The 17816-nt window shown below is 45.4% G+C and carries 20 protein-coding genes; 5 read left to right on the forward strand and 15 right to left on the reverse strand.

The genetic code is table 11. The features are described 5' to 3' along the window. The first annotated feature begins 28 nt into the window (after nt 1-28). Nucleotides 29-160 carry an alanyl-tRNA synthetase gene (locus AC1DP6_RS32295; RefSeq protein ID WP_477058551.1) on the forward strand — a complete coding sequence of 44 codons (132 nt, stop codon included), beginning with the start codon at nt 29-31 and terminating at the stop codon, nt 158-160. Nucleotides 161-253: 93 nt separating this feature from the next. On the opposite strand, the gene AC1DP6_RS32300 is transcribed toward AC1DP6_RS32295, so the two are convergent. The 7 genes from AC1DP6_RS32300 to AC1DP6_RS32330 form a co-directional block, all read right to left on the reverse strand. Further along, nucleotides 254-1024, reverse strand: a complete 771-nt coding sequence (locus tag AC1DP6_RS32300; protein ID WP_477058552.1) for an isocitrate lyase/PEP mutase family protein — start codon at nt 1022-1024, stop codon at nt 254-256. A gap of 26 nt (nt 1025-1050) precedes the next feature. Continuing rightward, the gene (locus tag AC1DP6_RS32305; protein ID WP_477058553.1) at nt 1051-1836 is read right to left on the reverse strand and encodes a PhzF family phenazine biosynthesis protein; all 786 of its coding nucleotides are present in this window, start codon (nt 1834-1836) and stop codon (nt 1051-1053) included. Nucleotides 1837-2004: 168 nt separating this feature from the next. Continuing rightward, nucleotides 2005-2223, reverse strand: coding sequence for a CDGSH iron-sulfur domain-containing protein (locus AC1DP6_RS32310; protein ID WP_477058554.1), 219 nt, complete (start codon nt 2221-2223; stop codon nt 2005-2007). A gap of 52 nt (nt 2224-2275) precedes the next feature. Then, entirely contained in the window at nt 2276-3052 is a 777-nt protein-coding gene (locus AC1DP6_RS32315; protein ID WP_477058555.1) for a hypothetical protein, read from the reverse strand. An 89-nt stretch (nt 3053-3141) separates the two neighbouring features. Further along, the gene (locus tag AC1DP6_RS32320; RefSeq protein ID WP_477058556.1) at nt 3142-3798 is read right to left on the reverse strand and encodes a DUF1266 domain-containing protein; all 657 of its coding nucleotides are present in this window, start codon (nt 3796-3798) and stop codon (nt 3142-3144) included. Between the two features lie 307 nt (nt 3799-4105). After that, on the reverse strand, nt 4106-4483 hold the full coding sequence (locus tag AC1DP6_RS32325; protein WP_477058557.1) for a VOC family protein: 378 nt from the start codon (nt 4481-4483) through the stop codon (nt 4106-4108). 137 nt (nt 4484-4620) lie between these two features. Continuing rightward, nucleotides 4621-5088 carry a hypothetical protein gene (locus AC1DP6_RS32330; RefSeq protein ID WP_477058558.1) on the reverse strand — a complete coding sequence of 156 codons (468 nt, stop codon included), beginning with the start codon at nt 5086-5088 and terminating at the stop codon, nt 4621-4623. A 105-nt stretch (nt 5089-5193) separates the two neighbouring features. On the opposite strand from AC1DP6_RS32330, the gene AC1DP6_RS32335 reads away from it, so the two are divergent. Then, nucleotides 5194-5559 carry a winged helix-turn-helix transcriptional regulator gene (locus AC1DP6_RS32335; protein ID WP_477058559.1) on the forward strand — a complete coding sequence of 122 codons (366 nt, stop codon included), beginning with the start codon at nt 5194-5196 and terminating at the stop codon, nt 5557-5559. On the opposite strand, the gene AC1DP6_RS32340 is transcribed toward AC1DP6_RS32335, so the two are convergent. Beyond that, nucleotides 5556-6896: an MBL fold metallo-hydrolase gene (locus AC1DP6_RS32340; RefSeq protein WP_477058560.1), complete on the reverse strand. Its 1341-nt coding sequence runs from the start codon at nt 6894-6896 to the stop codon at nt 5556-5558. The two genes, AC1DP6_RS32335 and AC1DP6_RS32340, sit on opposite strands and share 4 nt — an antisense overlap. A gap of 291 nt (nt 6897-7187) precedes the next feature. Further along, on the reverse strand, nt 7188-7994 hold the full coding sequence (locus AC1DP6_RS32345; protein ID WP_477058561.1) for a DUF3108 domain-containing protein: 807 nt from the start codon (nt 7992-7994) through the stop codon (nt 7188-7190). Nucleotides 7995-8295: 301 nt separating this feature from the next. Here AC1DP6_RS32345 and AC1DP6_RS32350 point away from each other — a divergent pair, with 301 nt between their 5' ends. The 3 genes from AC1DP6_RS32350 to AC1DP6_RS32360 all read left to right on the forward strand — a co-directional run bounded on the left by AC1DP6_RS32350 (nt 8296) and on the right by AC1DP6_RS32360 (nt 10618). Beyond that, the gene (locus tag AC1DP6_RS32350; RefSeq protein ID WP_477058562.1) at nt 8296-9291 is read left to right on the forward strand and encodes a sensor histidine kinase; all 996 of its coding nucleotides are present in this window, start codon (nt 8296-8298) and stop codon (nt 9289-9291) included. Further along, entirely contained in the window at nt 9288-9998 is a 711-nt protein-coding gene (locus tag AC1DP6_RS32355) for a LytR/AlgR family response regulator transcription factor (RefSeq protein WP_477058563.1), read from the forward strand. The genes AC1DP6_RS32350 and AC1DP6_RS32355 overlap by 4 nt, the downstream gene beginning before the upstream one ends. 131 nt (nt 9999-10129) lie before the next feature. After that, nucleotides 10130-10618 carry a hypothetical protein gene (locus AC1DP6_RS32360; RefSeq protein ID WP_477058564.1) on the forward strand — a complete coding sequence of 163 codons (489 nt, stop codon included), beginning with the start codon at nt 10130-10132 and terminating at the stop codon, nt 10616-10618. 120 nt (nt 10619-10738) lie between these two features. On the opposite strand, the gene AC1DP6_RS32365 is transcribed toward AC1DP6_RS32360, so the two are convergent. The 6 genes from AC1DP6_RS32365 to AC1DP6_RS32390 all read right to left on the reverse strand — a co-directional run bounded on the left by AC1DP6_RS32365 (nt 10739) and on the right by AC1DP6_RS32390 (nt 17781). Next, entirely contained in the window at nt 10739-12727 is a 1989-nt protein-coding gene (locus AC1DP6_RS32365) for a M1 family aminopeptidase (RefSeq protein WP_477058565.1), read from the reverse strand. Nucleotides 12728-12778: 51 nt separating this feature from the next. Then, nucleotides 12779-13600, reverse strand: coding sequence for a helix-turn-helix transcriptional regulator (locus AC1DP6_RS32370; RefSeq protein ID WP_477058566.1), 822 nt, complete (start codon nt 13598-13600; stop codon nt 12779-12781). Nucleotides 13601-13684: 84 nt separating this feature from the next. After that, the gene (locus AC1DP6_RS32375; protein WP_477058567.1) at nt 13685-15199 is read right to left on the reverse strand and encodes a glycoside hydrolase; all 1515 of its coding nucleotides are present in this window, start codon (nt 15197-15199) and stop codon (nt 13685-13687) included. A gap of 523 nt (nt 15200-15722) precedes the next feature. Further along, nucleotides 15723-16127, reverse strand: a complete 405-nt coding sequence (locus tag AC1DP6_RS32380) for a VOC family protein (protein WP_477058568.1) — start codon at nt 16125-16127, stop codon at nt 15723-15725. A gap of 164 nt (nt 16128-16291) precedes the next feature. Next, a complete protein-coding gene (locus AC1DP6_RS32385; protein WP_477058569.1) occupies nt 16292-16849 on the reverse strand; it encodes an N-acetyltransferase family protein in 558 nt (185 codons plus the stop codon). Nucleotides 16850-16914: 65 nt separating this feature from the next. Then, a complete protein-coding gene (locus tag AC1DP6_RS32390; RefSeq protein ID WP_477058570.1) occupies nt 16915-17781 on the reverse strand; it encodes a hypothetical protein in 867 nt (288 codons plus the stop codon). Nucleotides 17782-17816: the final 35 nt, after the last annotated feature.

The raw sequence follows: 17816 nt of genomic DNA on the forward strand, positions 1-17816 counted from the left end.
ACCGAAAAATTTGTAATTTCGTTTTGTTATGACGGCAAATAATAACAGGAAAGAAAAAATTATTAAGTGGCTCAAAAGAATTGGCTTCTGGGGATTCCTTTTCTTCCTCATAAAAGGGCTCTTATGGCTGGTGCTGGGCTATTGGATATTTAAAAAGTAAAGCACGCCCCGGAGAGCGTGCCCAAAAACGTACGGGATGCGTTGACCATTTGTTAAACTACTCCTGATGCTGATGGAAACATTCTTCCTGCCCTTATTGAAACACGCCTGCAAATGATCCTGCCACGGTAATATCGTGTACTACCTTTTTAAGATGATCATTCACGGACCGGTATACACTACCGCCCATACTGATTCTTTTCACACCCGCTTCAGCCAATGCCGCAAAGGACGGCAGCTCCGGCATAGATAACACATTCACCGGTAAAGCAGTAGCGGCAGTTACCTGGCTGATATCAGATAATTCGCGGATGAAAGGCACAAAAATACTATCGGCGCCTGCTGCTTCAAATGCTTTGATGCGTGCGAAAGTTTCGTTGAGCCGGTCCGGCACATTCAGCAAAAAAGTATCTATCCTGGCATTAATAAACAGAGGAATATTTTTGCGGGAAAGTTCGTTTCTGATGAAACTGAGTTTGCGGCTGAACGCTTCTATCGGTGCTAAAACGAGGCTATCTGCCATCACAGAATCTTCCAGGTTAATGCCCACTACACCGATATCATGTAACTGCTCAATATGCTGTACCACCACTGCCGGGTCATTACTGTATCCTCTTTCTATATCTGCTGATAATGGCACCTTGATATGACGGGCTATTTTTTCGATGATAAAAAGTAATTCAGCAAAAGGAATCTGTTCTCCATCTTTATAACCCAGGGTATCGGCGATAGCTGAACTGGAAGTGCCGATAGCAGTGATGCCGTTATCCTCCAGGATCCGGGCACTGGCTACATTCCAGGCATTGCCTAACAACAATGGGGCGTTTTGGTAATGCAGGTCTTTAAATAATTCGTACTGACTCATGTGTTGGGTTTTATGATGGTCAAAAACTATATACGGAAAATTCCTTCAATCACGGTGATCGCCTCTCCCTTCAGCAATACCCTATCACCCTGCAGCACCACTTTCAGTTCACCACCACGTGCAGATGCCTGGTAGGCGAAGAAATCATTTTTATGAAGGCGTTCGGCCCAGTAGGTAGCGAGACTGCAATGTGCGGAGCCTGTCACCGGATCTTCGTCTATGCCTATGGGGCCTGCAAAAAAGCGGGAAGTAAAATCGTACGGGGAGCCTGCTGAGGCCCTGGCAGTGATGATACATTTATGTGCGAGCAATAATTGCCGGTCCGGTTTAAAATCAGCCACTGCTTTGTCGGATGCTAATTCCACAATATAACGGTCCACGCTATACGCCACATTCACGATCGTTTGTGTAAACATAGGTTGCCAAAGATCCGGCAAAACAGCTGGTTCACTGTCCCTGGCAGGAAAATCCAGTTCTATCCAGTCGCCACTGCGGCTGGCTGTCAGCACGCCACTCAGCGTATAAAATTGAATGGTTACCTCCGGCGGCACTAATCCGGCTTCCCATAATACATGCGCGCTGGCCAGGGTAGCGTGTCCGCAGAGCGGAATTTCCACCAACGGAGAAAACCAGCGCAAACGATATCCTTCCTGCTCCGGTAGCAGGAACGCGGTTTCGGCGAGGTTATTTTCTGCGGCGATGGCGGCGAGCGTAGCATCGTCCGGCATGCTTTCCAGCAGGCATACGCCCGCCTGGTTGCCTTTGAAAGGCTGATTCGTAAATGCGTCTACCTGGAAAAAACGGATATCCATATGTCTCTGGCTATTAATATCTCACAAAAGTGCAATTATTTACCTTGCAAAAACAGGTGCAAAAGTGGCTATTTCGACCATATCAGATGGAGTATATTAAAATGAGAACAGGCTCAGAGCAGCTGGTTGTAACCGCTTCCCTGAGCCTGTAAGTATCCTTGTTATTCACTATTTTTTAGGAGGCAGTGCAAATGCTACCGCATCATGCTCGAAATGACCTTTGTGAGAACCATCGCAAAAAGGTTTGTTGGCAGACAAACCGCAACGGCAGATGCCTACTGCTTCCCGACCACCCAGATCGTAGTTGTTGCCGTTTTTGTCCACGATTTCAAACTCACCTTCTATTCTAAGTGACCCATTGTTGTTAACTGTAATCTTAGTAGCCATAAATTTTCCTTATTTAGCGGACAAAAATAGGAAAAACTAAGCGAACCCACTTTTATTTCCTTATTAACTGCCGCCGGCCATCCTCATAAACCATCACCCGTGCATCCGATGCCGGTCCCCAGCCCGCCCACACATAATGTGTACGATTGTATTGTTCCATAGCTATGCTATCAATCTTTCCATCTTCTTCCAGGTTATATACATAGTAAGGATCATAACTAAATATAGTTGTATGTTGGCTATCGTCACCACCCTCTCTCTCTGATACCCCCTTACCTATCAGAAGTACCTGATGCCGTGCATTATCGTCCCCTACGGCTACGGGGAAATCTATTTCTGTCTGCAGGATCATTTCAGGCTGACTATCCTCAATGCGTATAACGACCGTTGGTTCACTAGACGAAGCATCCCTTTCTCCAAAAATCAATACCCAGGTTTGCTTCTTTTTTTTGTAGATAAAAACATCGGCAGATGCAACCGCATTATTGTTCGTCTTCTGAAAACTACTATCTACCTGGCCCCAGCAGCCATCCGAAAAAATCTTTTTCCCTCCCCGTGTCAGGGAAAAAGCAACTTCATCTACACAGTAAAAGTTTCCATTCTTTCCCGTGGTGGCCAAACGGATAGTGTCTGGTTTATGATCCTGATCCAGGTCGTAAATAATTGTTTTTGGTGAAGGTGGAGGAGCACTCATGATTTCCGCGGAGATGGCACTGTCTTTATTTTGGAGCCCTTCCTCCGTTGTAGCGGCGGACATGTTGTTCACAGAGGGATGACAGGCCATACAGCCGGATAATAACAACAGACTGGCAGTGGTATAAGTATGCATGATGCTTTAGGTAAGAGACGAGCCTTGAAATTACTAAAAAAGGTTGTACCGCCAGACGCAGTACAACCTTCTTCATAAAAAAATAACGCTTAGTTCAGCGGTAATATCTGGTAAATATTATTATCACCTTTGGTGATAGTTTTAGTCAGGTCTTCAAATTCTTTGGTATGACTTTCATCGCCGCCCCATACTTTACGACCTGCGAGCCAGTCAGCAAAATAATCATCCCATGTTTTAAAATCTTTGCGGGCCAGCGGTAAAGTAGCGCTGATATATTTCTCTGCTTCCGGTTTTCCGATATAACCCGCAGCATAACCCATGCAGGCATTGTTGACGAGACGTGCATAGTCCCAGGCGCGATGCGGATTTTTAGCATCTCCTGCTGTCAGTTCTTCCAGGCTTTTCAACAGCGTGGCTTTATCTGTGATACCCCAGGCATCTTTGAGCATGCCTTGCGCACCCGCTGCATCATCCGGTTTAAAAGGAAATTCGAGTATTTCCTTGTAGCCGTCAATGATAGCTTGTTTATCAGCACCTGTGATCCTTTTGCTTACTTCTTCCTGACCACCGTAGCCGTTAATAAAATAAATACCTCCCAGCATAAAACCACTGAGCTTATCATCTTTCAATGCTACTTTGGAAGTTGATGTCGCCGTGCTGTCATTAGCTGGTTTACTGCCACCACCACAGGCTGCAAATCCAATTGTCACCGCCATGGCCGCAGAAAATAAAATTGTCTTGTTCATTGTTTTTTGATGTTTAAAGTATGAGGTTGTAAAGAATACAGGTTATGGGCATGTCACAAACATGATACATTCACATGATAACGGCCCGAATGTAAAAAATTATATTTGAAAAAAAATAAAATAATAAAACAATAAAGCCGGTGTGGATGATAGCTTTTAGCTTTTAGCTTTTAGCTTTTAGCTTTTAGCTTTTAGCAAAATGCAGCGAAGAGGAACATTTATGTTCTTCGCTGCATTTTGCTAAAAGCTAAAAGCTAAAAGCTATCATCCACACCGGCTTTATAACACGTACTATCTTTTCTCCTCCTTACTGGCTAACAACGGAAAGTATGTTCCCAGCGGGGTCTGTAAACCAGGCAACAGTAGGATCACTATCTCCGCGGTGAATACCTTTTGCATCTGTTTTGATGGCTCCCTCATACTGTAAAAATTTAACGCCTGCCGCCGTCAGCTTATCTACTGTCTCTTCCACATTACTCACGGGAAAATTAAGGATGGTAAAAGTAGCGGGGGTATGATCCGGTTTCAGATAGATCAGTATATTATTACCACCGGCAATTTTTAAGGTCAGCATATACTCCCCGTTTCCTTCCACTTCCAATCCTAATTTTTGCTGATAAAAATCTTTTGCCTGTTGCAGATTATTTACAGAAAATCCACTGTATGCTTTTGTGTTCCTGAACATAAAAAATATTTTTCTGGTGAAGAATACAAGCCGCAGCGGCCTGTTCAATAAAGACGCTCCTGTAAATCTACCATCATTTCATCAATAGTAAAGGGTGCAAACAAGGCAAAGTAAGGGGTATTATGCGACAACAATTGTTATATGATTTGTTTCCGGCAATGGACCGCTGATTTTATCATCTTACTAAAACTCATTAACAGCGGATAAAAGAGAAATGCCTGTAAAATACCGGTAGCCTCAAACCAGAAATCACCTGGTAATTCATAAACTGGTGGCGGAAACAGCAACCGGAAAAAAGAATTGTTACCGGTTACTAAAAAAACAATATTTTTAACCAGGTGATTATATGCGCCCTCGTATAAACCAATGATCAGCAAAGGAAACAAGAGTACCGAAAGCAGATAGCACACCAAAAGCGGATTACTATCCGGATACTTCCGCAACAGCCGGTCCAGCAGGTATACCAGTAACATATCCGGTATGGCTACAAACAGGACATGCAGCCGCCAGTGAGTATGATAGATAATAGCGCCATAAACGTGATGAACAGCGGTTAGTAATAACAGCAGGGCCGTAAAAAAAGTGGTTCTTTGTAGTGGTTTCATCGTATAAATTTCTACAAAGTTGTTGCTAATCGATGGAAGCACCCATAGGTAACCAAAAACTCACTTAGCCACTTTTATAGTTACCTGCTTTAAAATGAGAGGAATATGAAAAAAGAGATTTCCCCGGTTTTAATATATCCACCGGCGTTATGCCCGATGGCACTTACACTGAATATTATAGGCGGCAAATGGAAACCGATGATCCTGCATCTGATTACACAGGGCATTAACCGGTTTAGCCTGCTGGAAAAGCAATTACCGGGTATCAGCCGCAAGATGCTGGCTAATCAGCTGCGGGAACTGGAGCAGGATGAACTACTCACCCGTGAAATATTTGCGGAGATTCCACCCAGAGTGGAATATACACTTACGGCCCAGGGGCATTCCCTGATAGCGGTGGTGATGCCCCTGTATGATTGGGGTGTACAGCACCTGGCGCATAAACAACCGCGGCACAGCGCTGTTATTTAAGGCTCAAACTGTTTAACCGCATTGCCCAGGTCATATGTTTTCACCTGGTCTTTTAATGCGGCGGCAATGATACTACTACCAGCTGCACTACGGTAGCCACCGGCACAATGTACTACTACGGGCCGGTTTACAGGAATTTCGTTGGTACGTTCCCGTAATTCATCCAATGGAATTGATATGGCGGAATCGAAAATTTTGTACTCCGCCGCTTCTGTGGCCATGCGTACGTCTACAATGGTATAATTTTCCGGATGTGCCCTGAAATCTTCCAGGGGTATAGCATCTATTTGTTCCGATCCTCCGGTATACACCGCAGCCTCTTTTATAAATGATTCATAGCCAATTTTAGCGGTCTTCCTGATTACGCTTTGCAAAGCAGCCTCCTCTCCTGCCAGCAGGTAAAAAGATTCCCCGGGAGCCACTATACTCCCCAGCCAGGTTTCGAACTTACCGCCATCCTGCAGATTCACCGCTCCGGGCAAATGTCCCTGTTTAAAAATGGCTTCCGGCCGGGTATCAATAAGTATCGTTCCTGCATCAAACACAGGCGCTCCGGAAATAACCGGCACCTTTGACAGAGATGCTTCCAGTGCCGCAGCCCCCGTTCTGTTGATGTCTACATCATAGGGGAAATATTTTGGAATAAATGGCTGCATGGATAGCAGCTCCTTCACAAATTCCGTTTCTGTCAGCTCATCGAGACTCCAATTGCTTACTTTCTCTGCTGCAATGGTGCTGCTGTCTTCCTCACTGAGCGACTTACCACAAAGTGTACCGGCGCCATGTGCAGGGTATACCAGCACATCATCGTCCAGCACCATTAATTTTTCCCGGAGAGAATGATACATCATACGCGCCAGTGCTTCCCTGCCGGCAGTGACATTACCCGCACTCTCCCGCAGATCCGGCCGGCCGCAATCACCAATAAACAAAGTATCTCCCGTAAACACCACCCTGTCTTCTCCCGCATAGGCCAGCACAATACTGATACTATCCGGCGAATGACCAGGCGTATTCAATGCTTTGAGTGTGATATCTCCCAATATAATTTTATCTCCTTCATCAAAGCCGGTATGCGGATAGGCAGCACCCACCAGCTGGGAGCAATAGATCTTCGCACCGGTAGTTTCGTGCAATTCCAGGTGGCCGCTGATAAAATCGGCATGCGGATGCGTTTCAATTACCCCGCTGATTTTTGCATTCAAGGAGGCTGCATAATCCAGGTAAGGCGCTACATCCCGGGAGGGATCTATCAAAATGATTTCATTGACTTTTTCGCTGTAAATAGCATAAGAGTAATGCGCCAGTCCTTTATCTTCAAACTGTTGGATGTCCATTTTTTCTGCCTTTTAATGATGCTGAAATGTATGATGCCTGTGTGCCGGAGTATGCTTATCTCCGGTGTACTGCCTTATAACGGTTTCAGAGAGGAAAAGTTTGATGGCAGCACAGGATATTTAAAAAACAGTATCCCTATATGCTGTTGGCAGAAGAAGCGGGCGCGCCTGTGGGAGTAGGTTGGGAATGGTGGTGGAATGCCGGGAACGTTTGAAACGGGTTAACCGGCTTTGTCAGGATGGGCCGTACAAACAGGCATGATACTGTCTATACGGCTTATCATCCTTATTTTATTTCGCTTGCACAAATCGTTCTTCCAGGTAAGGTGCTAATCCGGGGAGCTTCACTTTGTACCGGTATATGCCACCAAAACTATCTTCTTCTTTCAACAGCTCATGACCGGACTTGCTGATCCAGAAAATCTGGGTATAATGCCCCCTTGGAGAGTCTCCTTCTGTAAATAATTTCCAACAATCTGTTTGCTGACCATTCAGCGTTTGTAATACCTCACTACCGGTTACCTTATACGTCACGTATTTTGGAGGCTCCAGGCCCGCATCGTAAAAGTTGATCAGGAAGGTTTTGCCGGCAGCCAGGGGCAACATTTCAAATGTTTCTATGTCCAGGTGCCAGTTGTAATTAGGGCGTTCAAAACTGAGTTTAAAATCTGCCGCCTTATTATCGGGGGTATTATCACCTGTAATGCCGGTTTGGGACCAGTTATAGGCCTTCTGCATCGTCCCCCTGGTTTCTGCATGGTATAAGGGAGAAAAGTCCGCCACGGTGTTAAGGGAGCTGAATACTGCATACCGGGCTGTATCTTCACCGTACCAGTGCTGCGTAATCCGGAATACGGGTTCATTATTTCTGCTGGTCTTTTCAATTTCACGCACCCACAAACTTACGTTCAGCTTATTGGCATGTGCAGGGCTTTGGAAATACACCAGGTATTGTTTTACGCCTGGCTTCAGGAAGCTGGTGTTCAGCCGATGATGCTGCTGATCTATCGTATCCGTTTGGGCTGTAACGGAAGAGGTGATCAGCAAACACACAATAACTGCCGGTAAAAATATTTGTTTACAGGACTTGAGATACATACTTGTTGGGATTTTAAGTTGAATAATGAAGAATGATCCGTAGCCGGATGCATAGGCGATGAACCAGTATCAAAGTTTTCCTGTTTTCGGGACATTTGAAAATACATTCAATGTCCCCTGCTATATTTTAAATGGTTGCATTTTCCGGGCACCACCTGGTAATGGTTGAAAATATCCCTGAAGCGGTTGAACCTCCATCGCCATTCGTTGAATAATGAGGACCGGGCGATTATTTAAAAGTGCTACCCTGCCGGATAAGTTCAAAACCTTCGTAAATTGAGGCATGCAATTTTTCAGGGAGATGACAACGAGTACCCGTCTGCAATGGCTACTATGGCTGATTGTACTTTTAATGATGTTCTTTTCGATGTTACCGGAAGACGGCTTTAAACAAGCCGCCGTTTTTTCCTCCATGAATGGGCTCTTTTATGTAGTCATCATCTATGGCAACATTAGCTGGCTGTATCCGAAGTTATATTTGAAGGGTCGCATAGTGGGGTATATTTTTGCGGTATTACTATTTTTACTGGTAACAGGATTAATTCGCGCATACCTGTCGAGCTGGATCTATAACACCTGGTTTACCACCATGCCCAAGCCGATAACACTCCCCATACTGCTGCGGTACCTGGCAGGAATACCACTACTGTTTTTGCTCAGCTTTATYTTCAGGATGGCCATCGTATATTTTTCGCTGAAACAACAGGCAGCTGCGCTGGTACTGCAAAATGCAAAAACGGAATTGAACCTCCTGAAATCACAGGTGCAGCCACATTTCCTGTTTAATACGTTAAATAACATCTATTACGAAGCTTACCGGGAAGCACCCCGCACAGCGGTGTTGATAGAACGTTTGTCTGAAATTATGCGATATTTTGTAGATGAAAGCCCGAAAGACCTGGTATTTTTATCTGCCGAAATAAATTTCCTGGAGAACTATATTGCCCTGGAGAAGATCCGCATCCGGCATGAAATAACCCTTAACTTCACCCGTGAGGTGGCAGAAGGCTGCAGTATTCCTCCTATGTTGCTGATGACCTTTGTAGAAAATATTTTCAAGCACGGCATTGATAAAACCAGTATGCATAATGTCATCAATATTTCGCTGACACAACAGGATAACCGCTTGCTTTTCTCTACACAGAATGGTTTGCCGGAAGATACGGCTGCCCATAGCCGTGGTTCCGGTATTGATAATCTGCGGAAGCGGTTAACACTGTTATACGGTAACAACTATACGTTGCAGACGGACAAGTCAGCGACTCATTTCACCGCCTTTTTATCTGTTCCCATATGAGTTTGAAATGTATCATAGTAGATGATGAACCCAATGCAGTCAACCTGCTGGAGCTGCATATACAGCAAACGACCGACTGGCAGCTGCTGGCAAAATGCTATAACGCATTGGAGGCCCTGGCTTTTCTGAAAACCAGTAAAGCCGACCTGATCTTCCTGGATATCAACATGCCCAAACTGGATGGCATGGAGCTGGCGGGCTTATTGCCACCGGATTTAAAAATTGTATTTACTACTGCATATACAGAGCATGCCGCCGCCAGCTATAATTTCCAGACCATCGACTACCTGCTGAAACCCATTACACTGAAGCGTTTCCTGGCTGCCCGGCAAAAAATAGAAACAGCGTTGAGCCATCCCCGTTTGCCGGATATGGCGGCGCAACAAACAGATGCCGATTACTTTTTTGTAAAATCCGGTAAAACATTGCAACAAATCCGTCTACCGGAGTTATTATACTTTGAAGGAGAAAAGGAGTATGTACGGGTGGTGACCATTAAGGGAGAAACGCTGGTATATAAACGCCTGAAAGATATTGCAGAACAACTGGGTCCTCCTTTTATCAGGGTACATAATTCCTACATCGTGAACACTGGCCGGATTGATAAGATCCAGGACAATCACGTATTTATTGCAGGTAAAAGTATCCCGCTGAGTGACAAGTTCAGGGCTGCTTTCATGGAGTTGATCCAACAACGTTTTCTGTGACCGTTGTTTAATTAAAGTGCTGATACGGCCTGTCAGGCATTCCCCGGGGATGTCTCCCTGCGATATTGAATTAGTATTCCGTGATGAAAAATAGCTTAATTTAAGGGGAATACTCATCAATAGCCAATACTATGAAAACCATTCTTTTTACCTGCATGATAGCGCTGTGCTGCTTCGCCTGCAAACAGCCCGGGCATTCAAACGAAACAGTTGTTTCACTCACTTACCAGCAAACGGATATCCAGAAACAGTTTGACACCCTATATAATCATCAGCAAACGACGGCTGGTGTATACAATGGATTTATAGAACAGGCGCTGGCCATCTGTCATGGGAGCGACAGCAGCCGTTCCATTACCCAGGATGTATTTTCCAGCATGTATCTAAACGGTCATAGTGGCCAGTACGATTGTGTAACAACCACCGTCTTCCAGTTTCCTGATGGCAGCATTGCTGCTACCGGTGTATTTAATTTAACTCCCGGCGACACCATTGCTCCGGATCATGATTTCCCGATTACCGGTGGCTCAGCGGCTTACCATCATATTACCGGTACCTACACCCGTAAATACCGGAATGGCGTGTATCATGTACAGTTACGCTATCATGCTGCGCCATAGTGGGAAAAGTATAAAGGACAATCTGGCCTAAATTGTATAATTTATGTCAGTCTACCGGCAGCGGTATTACGCGGATGGAAGAAAATACCATCCATGGCAGATGGGGCAATTAAACGATCCTCACGGATGCCGGGGAACAGTTGCCAATAACAGTGCTGCCCTGGCTTCCATACCATCAGCCTGGTGATTGAGCTTATCTGCTTTCACGGCGTTGGCACAGGCCCATTGCAGTAATGTGGTATCTTTTTTCGCGGCGGCCAATTGTGCTATCCGGTAATACGTATAGGCCAATAGTTCCGGTGCGCGCGACACGCATTGCAGGGAGCGTTGGTAATAAGCCAGGGCTTCATCCGGCTTATTTTGCACTGCAGTCATACGTCCCAGCTGATACAACAGTGTGAACTCTACTCCGGCGCTATCATCCGGAATACCTTCCTTCAGGTAGGATTGCGCCAGGCTGATGGCTTCCGCACTTTTGTCCTGCATGCGTAAATTCTGCACCTTTATCACTTTGGCCTGCGACTTTGCAATCGGCACCAATGCTTCTTCCCAATGTAATACCTTAAAGTAAGGATCTAACTGAACAGCTGTTACGGAGCCATTTACAGGCAGTTGTAAGGTATGACTGCGATCACGGATCGTAATATGTTGCAAAGAGGTAGTACCATTGCTGTACCTGATCATTACCTCCAGCGGCAGCTGGTAAATACTGTCTTTTTGTGTCACCGTCAGCTGCAATTTATTTTGCTGCTGCTGCCAGCTGCTTTGCCATTCGGGTGCACCTGTTCTTTCGAACCATTGGTCAAAAAACCACTGCAACCGATGCCCGTATGCCTTTTCTATCTCCCCTTGAAAATCCTCCCAGCTAACGCCCCTGCTGCTATATTCTTCGCCGATCACCTGCATGGCCTTATTAAATACCGGTTTGCCCACTGTGGCTGATAACAGTTCCAGCGCCAGGAAACCTTTACTGTCAGCAAGGATATGATCATTGGCGCCAGTCAACGCTACCAGCGGCTCGTCATTTCCGGCAGCCACATTCTTCAGATAGCCCAGTCCGCATTGATCTCTGATATAGCCTGGATAGCCCGTTCTGCGGTAATCTACCGCATGGGCGCTATCGAAATGATATACCACCTGCAATGAGCTGTATTGGGCCAGGGCTTCAGAAATGATAGATGCACCCCGCTCTCCTCTTGACCTCACTTTATTCCCCCACCACTGATGTCCTATTTCATGACCAAAGAGCGCATAATTGAATTGCCGGAGGGCGGCAGTGGGCATCACTACCCCACCCAGGATACTGGCTCCGCCAATGCCGGTCAGCTCCGACACATACTCCGGGAATTCAATAATGGAAAAGTTTGGAATAGTTAGCGGACCAAATTGAGCGGACAGGAAATCCAATACGGCAGCGGATTTGCGTGATAAATCTTTGCCATCAATGGCTGTACTTAAACTATAAGTATAAAAAGAACGATTGCCTTTATACTCCTGTCGGGAATAATTTCCGATATAGAGAGAGAAGATATCCGGCTGGGTATAATGGAAAGTGTACGTGCGCTTATCTGCCACAGTAGTCGTGTTCAGCGTACCAGCCGCCATCACGGCCATGATATTGGCCGGTGTAGTAACAGCAATGGTGCCGGTTCCCCGGGTATAACTGCCGGTACTATCTTCCTCCCGGGAAATCACCTGTGGATACCATGCCGATCCGTAACCACCAGCCATACAGAAGATGCTATCCAGGTAGTATTGAAAAGTGGGTGCGCTGCCCCGCTCATAAGCGTAGGTGAATCGCAACCCGGTACCTGCAGGCAGCGCATGACTAAAATACCAGCGATATACCTTATCGCCGTTTGCATTGACACTGGTATCCATGCGGCCCGTWGTCCCCTCCAATTGCAGCTTCACCTCTCCTACGCCTCTGCTGATGGTAATATCAACAGAGTCTGCACTGGTCTTCGTTGTTTCAAAAGAAAGACTTCCCTGCACCGCAAATGTTTTCTGCAACAGATCTACCTGTACCTGCAACTGGTAATCCAGCTTATGCTGGGCAGATAAACACAACGGCAATAACAGACAAATAACGGCAATAACGGAACGCATACTTTTTTTTTACAAAGTAACAGCACCGGGCACAATTAAAATGGTACCAGATTAACTTTTCAGGAGTGACCTGAACCTGCGGGGAGTAGCCAGGTAAAAGAAACGAAAAGATCTGACCAGGTGGGAGGCGTCAGAAAAGCCCGCGGCGAAGGCAATATCTGTCACCGGCAACGTGGTGGTAAAAATAAGTGCCATGGCTTTTCTTACCCGCATTTTGAGCTGGTATTCACCGATGGTCATCCCCTCTCTTTCCTTAAAAGCGCGGGCCAGGTAAATGGGATGTACAAAAACCCTGGCAGCAATAGATTTAATCGTATGATGAGTGTCGAATTCATTTTCCAGGATCGCTTTCACCTTGGGTAACCAGGGCAAACGTACAGGAATGTGATCGGTAGTATATGCTGATAGCCAGCTTAAAATGTATTCTTCCGGCAGGGAGATACCGGGATCCTGGGAAAAGAAATACAAAAGCCGGTATAAATAATCAAATGTGCCGGCCTTATATACGGTCATTTTATCCGGCAAAGGCCCCCTCCATTCCAGCTCCTGCAAACCGTTTTGTTTAAATTCAATATTCAGGCATCGGCCACCTGTGTCGTGGAAATGATTCGCATGATTGTATCCGGCAGGTCTGAACAACACTTCACCGGGAGTAATTCCGCTGCTGGTCTTTTTGTTTACTTCCTCATAACTGCCGTTGATCAGTAAGCTCAGGTAGGCATTTTCATGATAATGTTCATGGATCTCCACTTGCGGCTGATAAGCCGTAATATTCAGTTTAAAGGAAGCATTCTCATTAAACTGCTGCTCTTTTCCAAAGTAATGACCCGGTGATAGAATAATGCCCATACAATAGCTAGCAATAGTAATCAAATATACTTTTTTAAAGAGATCTTACATAAAGCAAAAATGCCGGCAGATCATTGCCGGCATCTTTGCTTTCGTCTTCATGATTTATTAGTTAGCAGTACCTGTAAAAGTAATGACGCTGCTGGCGGGAACGGTTAATACAAAGCTACCATTTGTTTGCGGTGCAATAGCGGCACTCTGCTGCCAGTGTGTGCCGGAAGCTGCTGACGTTACATAGGAAGTAACGCTGCCTGCAGCGAAACCAGACAGATTCAGCCGGCAGTGTGTTTCATTGCCGCCCGGGTTAACAATTACCAGGCTGAACTTACCGGTAGCCGGATCTTTAAAGGCCGATATTTTCAGGGTAGAATTATTAGCCAGCATACTGTTGAAGCGATAGTAACCTGCATGTACAAAACGGGAATACTGCCCCATTACATCATATGTTTTAGGGTAAGAAATAGAGCCATCACCATTGGTACCCAAAAGGGATTCGTTGTTATTAAAACTCAACATTCCGAGCCAGTACACATAGGCGTTCACGTTACACTCCGCAAGGAACTTATGCATGTTGATGGCCAGCTTCAAACCTCCTGTCATGGTGGCATCGTAGGTCCCACTATCATCAGAAGCTTCTGTCATCCATACCGGTCTGTTGCCGGTGGCATAATTCCAGGTAACCGGGTTCTGATTCAGGCCTCTCTTGCCTAAAATCAGGTCCCCTATTTCTACATAACCATGACCTGCGAGAATGTCTACATTACTTTTATCCATGCCGGAGAGGAAGCTGTTAGCGGTTCCCCAGGCAGCATTTTCAGAAGAGATGATCTTCGTGGTATTCAGTGACTGTGCATTTAACGCCGGACGGAGATTATTGGTAATAAATTGTCCCAGGTGTGAGGCTGTCCAGTAGGAAGAAGCCCAGTCGGAGAAAACGTTTTCAGGTTCGTTGGTGGGCGAAATACCATAGAAGCTGAGTCCTTCATTCTGGTATGATTTTACAAATCCTGCCAGGTAGTTGGCAAAATCGGTGGAACAGCAACTGTAATTAAGTCCGTTGAAATTTTTTGCGCTCTCACTGCTGGTGTTTGTTTTCATATACAACGGCGGCGTCCAGGTGCTGGCAAACATGATCGGTACCTGATAGCGTTCTTTCACTTTCTTAAGAATCCAGAGTTGTGCCAGCTGCTCTTTCTGATCGGCCGTCAGTGCCAGGTAAGCGGCGCTATTGGCAGCATCATCGATACTTACGCCTGCAGGCTTGATCGTTACCACACCAGATGGCTTGTCAAACGGATAAGTATGCAATACTTCGCCACGGATCATATTCAGCTGCAAGCCCGGTTCTCCCCAGAGCAACTGCATGAAACTATCACGCTTGGCGGCTTCAAAGAAAGGGACGGCACGGCCGGCAAACGATCCGAAGCCATCTATTTTCTGATACACCGTACCCCAGTTCAGCGTGATGGTAGCGGTGTCAATGGTGAGCGCAGCAGCGGTAACTCCGCTGGCTAATTTGTTCACGTCTGACTGGAGCGGGTTACTTGTCAGATTTTTTGTGCAGCTGCTGGCTAATAAAACAGCTAATGCGGGCAAGGCAATTCCTTTCAGATTTTTTTTCATTGTCTTTGGATAGATTTGGGTTTATAAATCATTCATTCGAATGGGCAAAAGGATCGTGACTGAATCATTTTTATTCAGCAAAAACATGCATTCAAAAGCCGGTAATCTATCCAGGCATACTTCACAAAATCCTGGTTTGGAAACAGGTTAAATCATACGGCAGATAATAAAAAAATGGATACATAAGGGTTTAGTGCGACTACACTTTCATTTTTCATGCTCACTAACGGATGGAAACTGGCATCCTTCTTCAAACCTCCATTTAACGACTATCACTCATTCTACAGGTTATCTATTCAAATATAGGAAATTTTATGTTTAGAATATATATACTCTGGTTCACAAAATACGAGGTAACTTAAATTTAATACCTGGGAGTGAAAAAATATCGCAGTGGGAGTAAAATGCAGTATAGCTTACATATAACGGGGCCGGGTATCGTATACCCGGCCCCGTTATATGCAGCCACTAATAATTATGTTCTTCTAACGTATGATACAATTAAAAAGCTGACCCGGAAATTTTATCCTGCCGCGCTATCCGGATCCAGATCATCTTTGGGTTCCCAAAGCTCAATAACGTTCCCTTCCGGATCGAGCACATGGACGAATTTGCCATAGTCATATTCCGCAATCTCATCAACAATGGTCACGTTTTCCTTTTTCAGTTCTTCTACCAGCTCAACAATATTTTCCACCCGGTAGTTAATCATAAACGGCTTGGTAGACGGATCAAAATATTTAGTATCCTTCGGAAACGTACACCAGGCGGTAGTTCCTTTTTTCGACGAATCATCGGCATGCCGCCACTCAAACGTTGCTCCATACTCACTGGTAGCCAACCCAAGATTTTTGGCGTACCATTCGTTCATACTTTGCGGATTGTCGCATTTAAAAAATACGCCGCCAAGGCCCGTTACTTTTTTCATATTTAAACGTGTTGTACGATTAAAGAAGTGATATAAAAAGGAAAGAAAAAGCTGCGTATTGTATTGAGACTAAATATAGCAAAAAATATTAAATACCTGCTAAAACCGGGTCCTGGTTAGGCCCCGACAAAGAACAAACAAAAAACTAAAAACGAAGTGGGATATTAAGATCGCCAGTCCCATGCCACTACATCCCATTCGGTGGTAGCATCTCTGTGGGTATGTATCTTCTGAAAACCTACCCTGGCATGGGCTGCCTGGGAGCGAAGATTATCTACCGCAATTTCTGTGATCATACAATCAAAGTCGGGAGAGAACAATGTTTTATGAGCGGCATATAATGTATCGAATAAACCATTTCCGCGCCAGCCTTCCCGGATGCATATCTGCCCCATAAAATAATGCCGCAGCTGCGACACCGGGCTGCCATTCAGGGTCAGTTCATTGGCCATCTTTACCAGGGGCCGCATTAATTCAATTTCTTCTCCTGCCCGGATGGATGTCGCCAGCGCATAGCCTACCAGGGTTTCTTCAGATATGATTACTGGCTGCGACATATCTGTCATCATTCTTTCCAGTACGTCCCTGGTATATTCAAATGTCAGGAAACCCTGTGTTTTAGCGGTTTGGGAAGAGACATGCTGCACCAGGTTATTCCGTTGCAGTTGCAATAAACTATCTATATCAGCAGGAGATAATACCGTTGCTTCAAATACTTTCATGTTAGTCAGATTGTTCAGATACTTCCGGCTAAGTTGCGTTTTTTTGATAAAAAAACAAGCAGGATTTATTTTTGAATGATCGTCTTCAATCCCCTGATGCCCATGTCCACCACTTTCTCCCCTTCTATCGGATCGAACTTACCATTTGCATTTTTATCCTTCCATTCAAAACTGCGGTTCACCGATAACGAAACCGTAATCACGATATCCTTTGTTTCATTACCGGTAATCTCAAATGAATTGCCTAATGTACCCGTCACCACACAGGAACCTRCTGGAACCGGAGAAGTGGCGGCCAGCGGGTTTGGGACAGTGGTGGCGCCGGCAGGTGCCTGACCGGTGAGCACTCTTCCGGCTACCTCGAGTCCCCAATAGCCCTGTGGCCTGTTCCCTTTAACGGTAATGGTGCTGTCTTTGATCTTATAATGATCTATATAGCTCTTATACCCGATGAAAGAAGCCAGTCTGCCCGTAACTTCCCGTTTAAGGGCGGCGATATTGATTTGAATATCGTAAGACTGATAAGCCAATGATACCCGGAGGTATTGGTATTTTCCCGGTTTCACATCTTTCAGCGGCATTTCAAAAAAAACACTGTTATCTGTTCCTATCACCGCCTTACTGAAATCAATGGCTGCGGAGCCACCAGCATTTGTTTCTTCATTTTTATACAACACGGTTCCTCTCCCCAGCATGGTCACCGGCAGAGGCGCCAGTTCAATGTAATGTGCACTGAGTCCTCTCATCACGGGCGACTGGGCGGCATTACCGGCAGCAATAGTAGCAGGTTTACCCAGATTATTCAACCGTTCCTGGGATGCATCAAACTTGTATTTAAAGATGAGTTGGGGGCTGGCAGCGGGTTTGTCATCTTTAGAACAGGAAAATAAAAGGACGCTGAAGGCAGAGAATAACAGGATCGTTGCTTTCATAGAGCGGGATGTTTGCCGGTTTATTAAATCTTCCT

The sequence above is a fragment of the Chitinophaga sp. 01L420 genome (genome assembly GCF_056399985.1).

Bases quoted from the DNA above. Each gene is read 5' to 3' on its own strand.
- AC1DP6_RS32360 (WP_477058564.1), top strand. From the start codon at position 10,130: ATGAAAACCATTCTTTTTACCTGCATGATAGCGCTGTGCTGCTTCGCC.
- AC1DP6_RS32315 (WP_477058555.1), bottom strand. From the start codon at position 3,052: ATGCATACTTATACCACTGCCAGTCTGTTGTTATTATCCGGCTGTATG.
- AC1DP6_RS32320 (WP_477058556.1), bottom strand. From the start codon at position 3,798: ATGAACAAGACAATTTTATTTTCTGCGGCCATGGCGGTGACAATTGGA.
- AC1DP6_RS32295 (WP_477058551.1), top strand. From the start codon at position 29: ATGACGGCAAATAATAACAGGAAAGAAAAAATTATTAAGTGGCTCAAA.
- AC1DP6_RS32355 (WP_477058563.1), top strand. From the start codon at position 9,288: ATGAGTTTGAAATGTATCATAGTAGATGATGAACCCAATGCAGTCAAC.
- AC1DP6_RS32330 (WP_477058558.1), bottom strand. From the start codon at position 5,088: ATGAAACCACTACAAAGAACCACTTTTTTTACGGCCCTGCTGTTATTA.
- AC1DP6_RS32325 (WP_477058557.1), bottom strand. From the start codon at position 4,483: ATGTTCAGGAACACAAAAGCATACAGTGGATTTTCTGTAAATAATCTG.
- AC1DP6_RS32300 (WP_477058552.1), bottom strand. From the start codon at position 1,024: ATGAGTCAGTACGAATTATTTAAAGACCTGCATTACCAAAACGCCCCA.
- AC1DP6_RS32385 (WP_477058569.1), bottom strand. From the start codon at position 16,849: ATGAAAGTATTTGAAGCAACGGTATTATCTCCTGCTGATATAGATAGT.
- AC1DP6_RS32335 (WP_477058559.1), top strand. From the start codon at position 5,194: ATGAAAAAAGAGATTTCCCCGGTTTTAATATATCCACCGGCGTTATGC.
- AC1DP6_RS32310 (WP_477058554.1), bottom strand. From the start codon at position 2,223: ATGGCTACTAAGATTACAGTTAACAACAATGGGTCACTTAGAATAGAA.
- AC1DP6_RS32345 (WP_477058561.1), bottom strand. From the start codon at position 7,994: ATGTATCTCAAGTCCTGTAAACAAATATTTTTACCGGCAGTTATTGTG.
- AC1DP6_RS32305 (WP_477058553.1), bottom strand. From the start codon at position 1,836: ATGGATATCCGTTTTTTCCAGGTAGACGCATTTACGAATCAGCCTTTC.
- AC1DP6_RS32380 (WP_477058568.1), bottom strand. From the start codon at position 16,127: ATGAAAAAAGTAACGGGCCTTGGCGGCGTATTTTTTAAATGCGACAAT.
- AC1DP6_RS32375 (WP_477058567.1), bottom strand. From the start codon at position 15,199: ATGAAAAAAAATCTGAAAGGAATTGCCTTGCCCGCATTAGCTGTTTTA.
- AC1DP6_RS32340 (WP_477058560.1), bottom strand. From the start codon at position 6,896: ATGGACATCCAACAGTTTGAAGATAAAGGACTGGCGCATTACTCTTAT.